We start from the raw sequence: 12,313 nt of genomic DNA, 5'->3' as shown, positions 1-12,313 counted from the left end.
ACCAAGACGGCGCGACGGGTCGCGCGCAGACGGAGGAACGCGGATGCCTCTGGGCCGAGGCATCCGCGTTCCGAAGGGTGATGCGTTACGACGCGAAGAGACGCTGCAGGCGCTGCACACCCTCGAGGAGGGCGTCGTCGCCGAGCGCGTACGACAGGCGCAGGTAGCCGGACGGGCCGAAGGCCTCACCCGGAACGACGGCGACCTCGGCCTTCTCGAGGATGAGGTCGGCGAGTTCGAGCGACGTCGTGGGCGTGACCCCCGCCCACTCGCGGCCGAGGAGGCCGCGTACGTCGGGGTAGGCGTAGAAGGCGCCGAGCGGCGTGGGAACGTCGACGCCGTCGATCTTCGACAGCTCCGCCACGATGAGGCGGCGGCGGCGGTCGAAGGCCTGGCGCATCTGCTCGACCTCGTCCTGCGGACCGCTGAGGGCTGCCAACGCCGCGCGCTGCGCGATGTTGTTCACGTTCGAGCACAGGTGCGACTGCAGGTTGCCGGCGATCTTGATCGCGTCCTTGGGGCCGACCATCCAGCCCAGGCGCCAGCCGGTCATCGCGTAGGTCTTCGCGACGCCGTTGACCAGGATCGTCTGGGCCGCAGCATCCGGAACCGCCTCCACGATCGACACGGCGCGCGTGCCTTCGTAGACGAGGTTCTGGTAGATCTCGTCCGAGATGATCCAGATGCCGTGCTCGACGGCCCAGCGGCCGATGGCCTCGGTCTCTTCGAGGGTGTACACCGAGCCGGTCGGGTTCGAGGGCGACACGAACACGAGGGCCGTCGTCTTGTCGGTGCGGGCGGCCTCGAGCTGCTCGACGGTCACCTTGTAGTCCTGGTCGGCACCGGCGAACACCTCGACGGGGATGCCGTCGGCCAGCGCGATCGCCTCGGGGTACGTCGTCCAGTACGGGGCCGGCAGCAGCACCTCGTCGCCGGGGTTCACGACGGTCTGGAAGGCCTGGTAGACGGCCTGCTTGCCGCCGTTGGTGACGATGATCTGCGACGGGTCGACGTCGAGGCCCGAGTCGCGGAGCGTCTTCGCGGCGATCGCCTCGCGCAGCACCGGAAGGCCGGCGGCGGGCGTGTAGCGGAAGTTCGCGGGGTTGTGCAGCGCCTCGGCGGCGGCATCCACGATGAACTGCGGGGTCGCGAAATCGGGCTCGCCCGCCGCATACGAGATGACGGGCCGGCCGGCGGCCTGAAGCGCCTTCGCCTTGGCATCGACCTTGAGGGTCGCCGACTCGGCGATGGCACTGAGCTTGTTGGAAAGCGTGGGCTTGCGGGAGAGCGGTGCGCGTTCGGTCACGCTTCGAGCGTAGTCGGCGCCTCGCGACGTTACAGCCGCCGGTTGCGCACGCGTGGACCGTGCGCGTGCGCGATCCGGGCGCGACACGACGGAACGTCCGAGGGTAAGCGCTCTTCCGGATCGGCCCGCGGGCGCGGTAGCCTGTGCGTCGTGGACGCCTGGATCTGGGGAGCCGTCGTGCTCGCGATCGTGCTCGTCATCGCCGGTGGGATCGCCTGGTGGCTCGCGCGCGGGTGCGTGCTGACCATCATCGGCGCCACGGGCGCGGTCCTCGGCGGCCTCGTCGCCCTCATCAGCCTCGTGCTGCTGCTCGACCCCGACGTCGGGCTGCGGGTCTCCTTCATCGTCACGGTCGTCTCGGGGGTGTGGCTGCTCGCCTGGGCGCTCGCCGGCGGAGTCCGCGGCCAGCGCCTGCTGCGCGCCGAGGAGGAGGCAGCCGGTGCGGCAGCTCCCGTCCCCGTCCCGGTGACGGCCGCACACGGTCACTGACAGGATCGCCCTCCGGGCCGCGCGCGGAGCGCACGCTGGATGACGGCATCCACCGAATGGGGGATGCCTTCTCCTGCGGATGACGGCTGGGGGCGGCATCCGTCCTCCGCGACGCTGGAAGCATGCAGACACAAGCGGTGCGGGTGCGGAACCTGCGCAAGGCGTACGGCGATCGCACGGTCGTCGACGGGGTGTCGTTCGAGATCGAGCGCGGCGAGACGTTCGCCCTCCTCGGACCGAACGGCGCCGGCAAGTCGACCACCGTCGAGATCCTCGAGGGGTACCGGCGGCGCACAGGCGGCGACGTCGAGGTGCTCGGCGTCGATCCCGCCACGGGCGGCCTCGACCTCAAGGCCCGACTCGGGATCGTGCTCCAGTCGACCGGCCAGTCCGGCCTCGTCACCGTCCGCGAGCAGCTGCGGCAGTTCGCGGGCTTCTACCCGGATCCGCGCGACGTCGACGAGGTGATCGCTGCGGTCGGCCTCGAGGCGCAGGCGAAGACCCGCATCTCGAAGCTCTCCGGCGGCCAGCAGCGCCGCGTCGATGTGGCCCTCGGCATCATCGGGCGCCCCGAGCTGCTGTTCCTCGACGAGCCGACGACGGGCTTCGACCCGCACGCGCGTCGCGAGTTCTGGGAGCTCATCCGGCGCCTCCAGGCCGAGGGCACGACGATCGTGCTGACCACGCACTATCTCGACGAGGCGGCGCAACTCGCCGACCGCGTCGCGGTGATCGCCGCCGGCCGGCTGCAGGCGATCGGCCCCGTCGCGGGGTTCGGCGGCGAGGCGGCACGCGTGCCGATCGTGCGATGGGTGGAGAACGGGATGCTGCGGCAGGAGCGCACCGAGGACCCCTTCGCGTTCGCGACCGCTCTGGCCGCGCGGCTGGGTGAGGCACCTGCCGAGCTCGAGATCGTGCGGCCGAGCCTCGAGGACGTCTACCTCGAGTTGGTCGGCGAGACCACGGCGGAGGCGACTGCGGGTGCGGCCCCCGAGACGAAGGGAGCGGTGCGATGAGCGTCACCGTCGAGAAGTCGCGGAGCGTGAGCATCCGTCCGCGCCGCGCGCGCCGCAACGTCCTCAGCGTGGGCATCTGGCGCACGCGGTTCGAGCTGATGCAGTACTTCCGCTCGGGCGACACGCTGTTCTTCACGTTCCTGTTCCCCGTCTTCATGCTGGGCCTGTTCAGCGTCGCGTTCGGATCGGACGGTGACGTGCAGATCGCGCCCGGCGTGCCGCCGATCTCGATGGCCGAGCTGTACCTGCCCGGCATGATCGCCGCGGGCCTGCTGCTGTCGGGCTTCCAGAACCTCGCGATGGACATCGCGATCGAGCGGTCCGACGGCATGCTCAAGCGACTCGGCGGCACGCCGCTGTCGCCGGTGAGCTACTTCATCGGCAAGATCGGGCAGGTGCTCGTCACCGGGGTGCTGCAGTCCGCGCTGCTGCTGGTGTTCGCGTCCACGGTGCTCGGGGTCGAGCTGCCCACGGAGCCCGAACGCTGGATGACCTTCGCGTGGGTGTTCGTCCTCGGGATCACGACGTCGGCCCTCCTCGGTGTCGCGCTGTCGTCCGTGCCGCGCACCGCGAAGAGCGCGACCGCCGTGGTCGTGCCGATCGCGCTCGCGCTGCAGTTCATCTCCGGCGTCTACCTCACGTTCTCGCAGCTGCCGGAGTGGCTTCAGAACGTCGCAGGACTCTTCCCGCTCAAGTGGATGGCACAGGGCATGCGTGCGGTGTTCCTGCCCGACGCGTATGCCACGCTCGAGCAGAACGGGGAGTGGAACCTCGCGGGCGTCGCGATCGCTCTCGGAATCTGGTTGATCGTGGGTCTGGTGCTGTCGCGCGTCACCTTCCGCTGGATCCGGCGCGACGCATAGCCTGACGGTGCCCGGCGTCCGCGGATCGCGCGGCGCCGGGCACCGATCGACGAACGGACGAGGGAAGATGCTGACGAAGCGGGGGTGGGACGCGATCGTGTCGATCGTGTCGGCCGTCATCGCCATCGCGCTCGTCTTCCTCTTCCCGCCCGCGACCGCCGCCCGCACGGCGATCGCGCTCGCGGCGATCGGCCTCTTCGCGCTGGGCTACGCCCTGATCGGCCGCGACGCGATCGAGCCGCCGCGCGCGGCGTGGCGGTACCCCGCCTTCCTCTCGGTGGCCGCCGTCGCCGCCGGGATCGGCGCGGGCGCGGCTCCCTTCATGGCGATGCTCCAGACGCTGGCCTACCCGCTGGTCTGGGTGATCGGCGACTCGCGCAAGCGCGGGGTCGGTGGCTCGGCGGTGATCGCAGGAAGCGTGTTCGTCGGGGCGAGCTTCGGGTACGGACCGAACGTGGACTCCCTCCTCGCCGGCGCCACGACCGCGGTCTTCTCGCTCTCTTTCGCGATCGCCATCGGCCTCTGGATCGCCCGCATCGCCGAGTACGGCGAGGAGCGCGAGCGACTGCTCGCCGAGCTGACGGCGGCGCAGACCGAGGTCGAGGCGCTCAGTCGCGAGCGCGGTGCGTCGGCGGAGCGCGAGCGCCTGGCCCGCGACATCCACGATACCTTGGCGCAGACGCTCGCAGGCCTGGTGATCTTCGCCGAGCGGGCGGGTCGGCAATCTCGGGAAGGGCAGACGGATGCTGCGGCCACCACGATCGCCACCGTCGAGCAGGTCGCGCGCGACGCGCTCGCCGAGTCCCGCGCGCTCGTGGCCCGCACGGCGGCCGTTCCGCGCGAGCCGGCGTTCGGCGCCGCGGTCGAGCGTCTCATCGAGCGGTTCCGCGAACACGGCACGGCGCGCATCACGCTCGACACCGTCCGCGTGCAGGGCCAGCTCGATCGCGAGGCTCAGGTGGTGCTGCTGCGGTGCCTGCAGGAAGCGCTGTCGAACGTGACGAAGCACGCGGGCGCCGCGGAGGTGGCCGTGCGCGTGGAGGTCGCGGCCGACGGTGCCGCGGTGCTCGAGGTGCGCGACGACGGACGCGGGTTCGAGACGTCGCGGCCGGGGAGCGGATTCGGGCTGGAGGGCATGCGTGAGCGCGTGGCGCTCGCCGGCGGCGCGTTCGGCGTCGCATCGACGCCGGGCGAGGGCACGACGCTGACGGTCAGGCTTCCGGAGGCGTCGCACGACGCGCAGGGCGAGGCGGTCGCCGTGATGCCGACCACGTCGGACGATGTCGCCGCCGACGCGATGCGGGCGAAGGGGGATCGCCCATGATCCGGCTGCTCATCGCCGACGACCATCCCGTGGTGCGGGCCGGGCTCGCCGGGCTGCTCTCGGACGAACCCGGCTTCGAGGTCGTGGCCGAGGCATCCGATGGCGACGAAGCCGTGCGTCTCGCGGCCGCGACGCGTCCGGATGTCGTGCTGATGGACCTGCGTATGCCGCACGTCGACGGTGTCGCGGCCACCGCGCGGATCGCCGGGGGAGAGGCGGGAGACCCGCCGCCGCGCGTGCTGATCCTCACGACGTACGAATCCGACGATCAGATCCTCGCGGCCATCGAGGCCGGTGCGACGGGCTACCTCCTGAAGGCCGCTCCGCAGGCCGAGATCGTCGCCGGCATCCGCTCCGTCGCGGCGGGGCAGTCGGCGCTGTCGCCCCAGGTGGCGGTGCGCCTGGTCGAGCGCATGCGGCGCCCCGAGCCCGAGACCGTGCTGACCGCGCGGGAGCTCGACGTGCTGCGCCTGGTCGCCACCGGGCACAGCAACAAGCAGATCGCGGTCGCCCTCGGCATCGGCGAGTCGACCGTCAAGACGCACCTGCTCAAGGTGTTCGAGAAGCTCGGCGTCGCCGACCGCACCCGAGCTGTGACGCTCGCGATGGAGCGCGGCCTGCTGAGTTGACGATTCGCCGCTGTCGCCGGCGCCTCCTACCCTGGACGCAGCATGGATCTCGAAGAACTCGACCGGCTGTGGGAGCGGCACGCCGCATGGCGTGTTCTGCGCGCCCACAACGCGCCGCTGATCCTGTCGTTCCTCGGCCGTCGTTTCATCGACGAGAACCGCGGGGCGATACCGCTGGGTGATCTCGTCTCGGCGCTCGACGACGAGCTGTTCGCACTCCATCGCGCCACGCCGGAGCGCTATCCGCAGGATGCCGCGGCGTATGTCGACAACTGGTCCGACCCGCAGGCGGGCTTGCTGCGACGCTTCTACCCCGCGGGTTCGGAAGAGGTGCACGTCGAGGCCACGCCGGCGCTGGAGAAGGCCTATCGCTGGGTTGAGGGTCTGCGCGCCCGCCCGTTCGTGGGCACCGAGTCGCGGCTCCAGACGCTCGTCGACCTGCTGCGGCAGATCGTGCACGGTTCGCAGGCGGACCCGGCAGAGCGCATCGCCGAACTCGAACGGCGCCGCGAGGCGATCGACAGAGAACTCGCGGACGCGCGCGATGGCAAGGTCCCCGTGCTCGACGACACCGCGCTGCGCGAGCGGTCCCAGCAGTTCGCCGCGACCGCGCGCGAACTGCTGGGCGACTTCCGCGAGGTCGAGGACAACTTCCGCGCGTTGGATCGATCGGCACGTGAGAAGATCGCGGGCTGGGACGCCGGCAAGGGCGCACTGCTCGAAGAACTCGTGACGAGTCGGACCGACATCGCGTCGTCGGATCAGGGTCGCAGCTTCCAGGCGTTCTACGACTTCCTGCTCTCCGAGGGTCGGCACGACGAGCTGACCGACCTGCTCGACGCGGTGCAGGGGATGCCCCAGCTCACCGCCGACCACAGGGTGCGGCGTGTGCACCACGACTGGGCCGATGCCGCCGAACGCGCGCAGCAGACCGTCCGCGGCCTCTCGGAGCAGCTGCGCCGCTTCCTCGACGACCAGGTGTGGGTCGAGAACCGGCGGGTGCTCGACCTCGTGCGGGCGGTCGAGGCGTCCGCGCTGGCCGTTCGCGACCGTCCGCCTGCCGATGTCGGCGTGCACGTCGACGAGCCGGGCCTGCCGATCGCCCTCGTGTTCGAGAGGCCGCTGTACGACCCGCAGCCCGACGTCGTTGTCGACAGCCTGCCGGCGCCGCAGACCATCGACGAGGTCGAGCTGGACGGGCTGTTCGCGCAGCGCTTCGTCGACACGGCCCGGCTGGTCGGCAACATCCAGGCCGTCGTGCCCCCGAGATCGAGCGTGGCGCTCGACGACATCGTCTCGCTCTATCCGATCCAGGACGGCGCCGCCGAGATTCTCGGCTACCTCGCGCTCGACGACGACGATATGGCCGTGACCGTCGAAGAGTCCGCCGGAGAGATGACCATCGACTACATCGACGCGGTGGGAGCGGCCCGCCGGGTGAGGATGCCGCAGGTGAGGGTGACACGCCGATGAGAAGCACCGACGAGCACGCGGTCGCGACAGCGATCATCTCCCTCATGCGGGAGGTCGTCTACCGCGACCTGCCCGCCCACGAGCCGGTGTGGGAGGCGCTCGCGAAATACCGGGCGGCCGTCGCCGACCATTTCTCCGCGATCGGCGTCGACGTCGTCGTCGACGAAGCCGAGGGGTACGCCTACCTGCGAACCCGCGAACCCGAAGAGGGCGAGGAGGTTCTGCCGCGACTCGTACGCCGCCGGAGCCTCACCTACAACGTCAGCCTGCTGCTCGTGCTGCTGCGCCGCCGCATGGTCGAGTTCGAGGCCTCCGGAGAAGCGGGCAAGCTCGTGCTCACCCGGGACCAGATCGTCGAACTGCTCCGCGTTTTCCAGGCCACGTCCACCAACGAGGCGCGCATCGTCGAGCAGGCCGACCGCACCATCGCCCAGGTCGCCGACCTCGGATTCATCCGCGAACTGCGCGGGCAGCGCGGCGCGTGGGAGGTGCGCCGCATCCTCAAGGCCTACGTCGACGCACAGACTCTCGCCGACTTCTCGGCGCGACTGGCCGCCTATGCGGGCGGTGATGCGACGGAGACGACCGCGGTCGTCGGGGCCGTCTCCGTCGACGAAGCCGACCCCGCGATGTCGGCGGCGGTCTCGGGAGGGGAGGAATGAGCGACGCGCTGTTCTCCGCGTGGGACGTCGACGATCCCGCGAGCGCGGGGGCGGGTTACCGCCTGACCCGCGTCGAGGTCTACAACTGGGGTACGTTCGACCGCAGCGTGTGGTCTCTGCAGCCCGACGGTCAGACGGCCCTCCTCACCGGTGACATCGGAAGCGGCAAGTCGACGCTCGTCGACGCGATCACGACGCTTCTGCTCCCCGCCCACCGCATCGCATACAACAAGGCGGCCGGCGCCGACGCCAAGGAGCGGACGCTCCGCAGCTACGTCGAGGGGCACTACAAGTCCGAACGCAACGAGGCGACCGGAGCCTCGCGCCCCGTCGGCCTTCGCGACCACACCTCGTACTCGGTGATCCTCGGCCGGTTCACCAACGCCGGTTACGGCGAGACAGTGACGATCGCGCAGGTGTTCCACCAGAAGGACCGCACCGGGCAGCCGGAGCGCTTCTTCATCACCGCGGCGGTACCGCTGTCGATAGACCCCGACTTCAGTCGGTTCGGCTCCGATCTCAAAGCGCTGCGCGCGCAACTGCGTGCCAGGGGCGCCGACATCGACAACACCTTCACGGAGTATCACCGGAGGCTGCGACGGCTGCTGGGCATCCCGTCCGAGCAGGCGATGGAGCTGTTCCATCAGACGGTGTCGATGAAGTCGGTCGGGAACCTCAACGACTTCGTGCGCGACCACATGCTCGAACCCGTCGACGCATCAGGGCGGGTGCGGGCGATCGTCGACCACTACGACAACCTCGTCACGGCGCATGAGGCCGTGCGCACCGCGACAGAGCAGCTCGCCACGCTCGGACCACTGGTCGCCGCCGCAGACAAGTACGCGCTCGCCGTGATACGACATGCCGAGCTCACCGATGAGCGTTCCGCGGTCGTGCCTTTCATCGCCGAGCGGGTGAGCGAGCTCGCGGCGGCTGCTGTCGCCGACGCCGAGACCGACCTGGCGTCGGCGGAGAGTCGCAAGGACGAACTGGCGGTCGCTCGGCAGGCGTTGGTTCCCGAGCGTGACCGGCTCGTGCTCGAGCGCGCCGGCGTGGGTGGCGACCGCTTGACCGCGCTCGAACATGAGATCCCGCAGGCTCGGGCGGTGCGCGACGATCGCGTCGAGCGCTTCCGCGCCTACAGTGGGCAACTGGCCGCGCTCGAACTGCCGCCGGTCGAGACCGAGGTCGACTTCCTCGCGCGCGTCGAGGCCGCGGTCACGATGCGAGCGGGGATCGACAGGGAACGTGCCGCGCTGCGTGGCCGGCAGGACCCGCTGTTCGACCGTCGTGCCGAGATTCGCCACGCCCGCCGTGCCGTCGACGTCGAGCTGGAGTCGCTCGCGAACCGCCGCAACAGTCTGCCCGCTGACCTCGACCGGGTGCGGCGCGCACTGTGCGCGGCTCTCGACCTCGACGAGGCCGATCTGCCGTTCGCCGGTGAACTGCTCGACGTCCGCGACCAGTTCGCACCCTGGCGTGGCGCCGCCGAGCGCGTCCTGCGCGGCTTCGCGCTGTCGCTGCTCGTGCCTCAGCAGCAGTACCCGAGGGTGTCGGAGTGGGTCAACGACAACCGGCTGAATGCGCACCTCGTCTATCTGCGTGTTCCCGAACGCCGCGTGCGGACGATTCCCGCCTCCCACCCCGAGACGCGGCTGGTCGATGCTCTCACCGTGGAGCGCGGAGGATTCGAGGAGTTCCTGCGCTCCGAGCTGGAGCGCCGCGCAGACCACGTGCTGGCTGCATCCGTCGCTCAGCTGCAGCAGGAGGAGCGCGCCGTCACGGTGCAGGGCTTGATCCGCGATCGCGACCGGCACGAGAAGGACGACCGCCGCGCCGTCACCGACCCGCGCTCCTGGGTCCTCGGCCGGGGGAGCGTCGACAAGGTGGCGGCGCTGGAGGCGGAGCTGGCCGGTCACGACGAGGCGCTCGCCGACATCGAACGGGCGCTGGAGGCGATCGACGCGGATGCCGCAGCGCTCGCCGTCCGTGGACAGGCGCTCGCCGCGCTCGAGCAGTATCCGAGCTGGCAGACGCTGGACGTCACGGCGGCGGCGGCGCAGCTGGCAGCGCTCGAAGGGGAACGCCACACCCTCGTCGCCGGATCGAGCAGGCTTGCCGCGATCGACGAGCAGCTCGCCGGCCTCGACGCGGAGGACGAGCGGGTGCGCGTCGAATACGAAGATGCGATCGGGCGCATCAGCGCGCTGCGCACCACGCGCGACGCGCTCGATGCGCGCCGGCAGCGCGAGGTTGCGACCCTCGCCACGCTCGACGAGCACATGCTGACCCGCGCCCGCGCGCACTACCCGAGCCTGGCCGAGCGGGCCGGCCGCCGCGACCTGCGCACGATCGACGGCTGCGACCGCCTCGCGCAGACCCTGATCACGGGCCTCTCCAGCGGGATCGACGCGGCGCAGCGCGAGATACTCGGCTACACCACGAGCATCCAGCAGAAGATGGCGGACTTCCTGCGGCAGTGGCCGGCGATGCGGGATGAGATGGACGCCGACGTGCGCGCGATCGGCGACTTCCGTGCGCTGCACGACCGCGTGCAGCGTGACGACCTGCCGCGGTTCGAGAGCGAGTTCCGTCACCAGCTGAACACCAACGCGGTGCGCGAGCTCGTCGGCTTCCACGCGTGGTTGCGCAAGCACGCCGATGAGATCCGCCTTCGCATCGACACGATCAATGAGGCGCTTCGGGCGATCGACTACAACCCCGGGCGCATCATCGTGCTGAACGCCGAGCCCACGGTCAACCAGGAGGTGCGTCAGTTCCGCGCCGACCTCCGCGAGGCGACCACCGACGTGCTGGCGGCCGACGGCGCCGACCCCGAGCAGCAGTTCGAGCGGATCCGCGCGCTCATTGGCCGGTTCAAGGGTCGAGAGGGGCATGCCGACAGCGATCGCGTCTGGACGCGCCGCGTCACCGACGTCCGGACGTGGTTCACCTTCGCGGCGAGCGAGCAGGACCGCGGGAGCGGCGAGGAGTTCGAGCACTACACGGACTCGGACGGAAAGTCCGGCGGACAGAAGGAGAAGCTCGCCTACACGATCCTCGCGGCATCTCTCGCGTACCAGTTCAAACTCCAGTGGGGTGCGGCCTCGTCGCGCGACTTCCGGTTCGTCGTGATCGATGAGGCGTTCGGACGAGGATCGGATGCCTCGACGCGGTACGCGCTGGAGCTCTTCGCGAAGCTCGGCCTCCAGCTTCTCATCGTCACGCCGCTGCAGAAGGTCCACGTCATCGAGCCATACGTGAGCGCGATCGGCTTCGTCGACAATCCGACCGGTGCGGCCTCTCGCGTGCGGACGCTCACGATCGAGGACTTCCGCGCACAGCAGCATGCCGCAGCCATTGAGGCCGCGGCGGCGCGATCGTGACGGATCCGGCCCGCTGGACGCGGGTCGACGGCGTCCGTGACACCGTTCGCCGGCGGTGGGTCGACGGCACCCTGCTGCGGGCGTTCGCCCTCGGCGAGGCCTTCCCGGCCATCGAGGTGACGTTGCGGCATCCATCGTCGACCGATCTCGCCGAGCATTTCGACGAAGCCCGACAGTGGGTGGAAGCCGTCAGCCGAGGCTCGCGCGACGGCCGGGCCTTCTCGGTGCAGCGGGGGAGGATCGGTGGGCGGGTCAGCGGCACCACCGAGGTTCCGGTGCGGGCGATCCTGTCGACCTTCGATCAGGCATGGCAACTGCTCGGCGTGGCGGAGGCGGCGGACGCGTTCCGCCACATGATCGAGGCATCCCGCGACGACGCGGTGCCGCGCGAGTGGGCGCTGGCGCACCCGCACGCGGCGATCGCGCTCGCCGTCGAGTGGACGCCGCTGCGGGCAGCGTATCGGTGGCTGGACACGCATCGCGGCTCCGGCCTCCATGCACGGCAGGTGCATGCCCCGGGCGTCGACACGAAGTTCATCGAGCGCCACCGTGCGGCGCTCGGCCAGATGCTCGGGGTGCCGGCATCCGCTTCCGGTTTCACGCGGGGACTCGGGCTGGCCTCGAGGCCGCAGACGGTGCGCCTGCGGTTCGACCCGGCGGCGATGGCGATGCCCGCGGTCCTGACCGAGGCATCCTTCCGCGTCGAAGAGCTGCGCGAGCTGCGGGCGCGTCCCGACCGTGCGCTGATCGTCGAGAACGAGATCACTTACCTCAGCGTGCCGGTGCCCGAGGGCGGCGTGGTGCTGTGGGGCAAGGGGTACGACGCCGATCAGCCCGCTTCCCTGGCGTGGCTCGCCGACGTGCCGGTGCTGTACTGGGGCGATCTCGACACGCACGGCTTCGGCATCCTCAACAGAGTGCGCGCGTGGTTGCCTCACGCCGAGTCCGTCCTCATGGACCGCGAGACGCTGCTCGCACACCGGGACCGATGGGGGAGCGAGGACGCCCCGACCAACGCCGCCCTGCCGCGACTGCACACCGCCGAGCAGGCGCTGTACGACGACCTGGTGACCGACCGGTTCGGACCCGCCGTGCGCCTGGAGCAGGAGCGCATCGACTGGGACTGGGCTCGCACACGACTGCGCGATCGGTTCGGCTGAGCCGG

General features: G+C 70.6%; 10 protein-coding genes. 9 read left to right on the top strand and 1 reads right to left on the bottom strand.

The window, feature by feature from the left end; genetic code table 11:
- Nucleotides 1-85: 85 nt before the first annotated feature.
- Nucleotides 86-1,306: a pyridoxal phosphate-dependent aminotransferase gene (locus ACVN90_RS15335; RefSeq protein ID WP_475099074.1), complete on the bottom strand. Its 1,221-nt coding sequence runs from the start codon at nt 1,304-1,306 to the stop codon at nt 86-88.
- 150 nt (nt 1,307-1,456) lie between these two features.
- On the opposite strand from ACVN90_RS15335, the gene ACVN90_RS15330 reads away from it, so the two are divergent.
- The 9 genes from ACVN90_RS15330 (at nt 1,457) to ACVN90_RS15290 (ending at nt 12,308) form a co-directional block, all read left to right on the top strand.
- Entirely contained in the window at nt 1,457-1,795 is a 339-nt protein-coding gene (locus tag ACVN90_RS15330) for a hypothetical protein (RefSeq protein ID WP_475099073.1), read from the top strand.
- Nucleotides 1,796-1,917: 122 nt separating this feature from the next.
- Nucleotides 1,918-2,811, top strand: coding sequence for an ABC transporter ATP-binding protein (locus ACVN90_RS15325; protein WP_475099072.1), 894 nt, complete (start codon nt 1,918-1,920; stop codon nt 2,809-2,811).
- Nucleotides 2,808-3,674 carry an ABC transporter permease gene (locus tag ACVN90_RS15320; protein WP_475099071.1) on the top strand — a complete coding sequence of 289 codons (867 nt, stop codon included), beginning with the start codon at nt 2,808-2,810 and terminating at the stop codon, nt 3,672-3,674. Before ACVN90_RS15325 ends, ACVN90_RS15320 begins: the two co-directional genes overlap by 4 nt.
- A 67-nt stretch (nt 3,675-3,741) precedes the next feature.
- Nucleotides 3,742-4,998, top strand: a complete 1,257-nt coding sequence (locus ACVN90_RS15315) for a sensor histidine kinase (protein ID WP_475099070.1) — start codon at nt 3,742-3,744, stop codon at nt 4,996-4,998.
- Complete coding sequence (locus ACVN90_RS15310; RefSeq protein ID WP_475099069.1) at nt 4,995-5,627, top strand: response regulator; 633 nt, start codon at nt 4,995-4,997, stop codon at nt 5,625-5,627. Before ACVN90_RS15315 ends, ACVN90_RS15310 begins: the two co-directional genes overlap by 4 nt.
- Before the next feature lie 42 nt (nt 5,628-5,669).
- Entirely contained in the window at nt 5,670-7,100 is a 1,431-nt protein-coding gene (locus ACVN90_RS15305) for a DUF3375 domain-containing protein (RefSeq protein WP_475099068.1), read from the top strand.
- Nucleotides 7,097-7,762, top strand: coding sequence for a DUF4194 domain-containing protein (locus ACVN90_RS15300; RefSeq protein ID WP_475099067.1), 666 nt, complete (start codon nt 7,097-7,099; stop codon nt 7,760-7,762). The genes ACVN90_RS15305 and ACVN90_RS15300 overlap by 4 nt, the downstream gene beginning before the upstream one ends.
- Nucleotides 7,759-11,148: an ATP-binding protein gene (locus ACVN90_RS15295; protein ID WP_475099066.1), complete on the top strand. Its 3,390-nt coding sequence runs from the start codon at nt 7,759-7,761 to the stop codon at nt 11,146-11,148. The genes ACVN90_RS15300 and ACVN90_RS15295 overlap by 4 nt, the downstream gene beginning before the upstream one ends.
- Entirely contained in the window at nt 11,145-12,308 is a 1,164-nt protein-coding gene (locus tag ACVN90_RS15290; RefSeq protein ID WP_475099065.1) for a Wadjet anti-phage system protein JetD domain-containing protein, read from the top strand. The genes ACVN90_RS15295 and ACVN90_RS15290 overlap by 4 nt, the downstream gene beginning before the upstream one ends.
- Nucleotides 12,309-12,313 lie beyond the last annotated feature (5 nt).

This window comes from Microbacterium sp. F01, from assembly GCF_056156365.1.
This window is presented reverse-complemented; position numbering and strand designations above follow the sequence as displayed.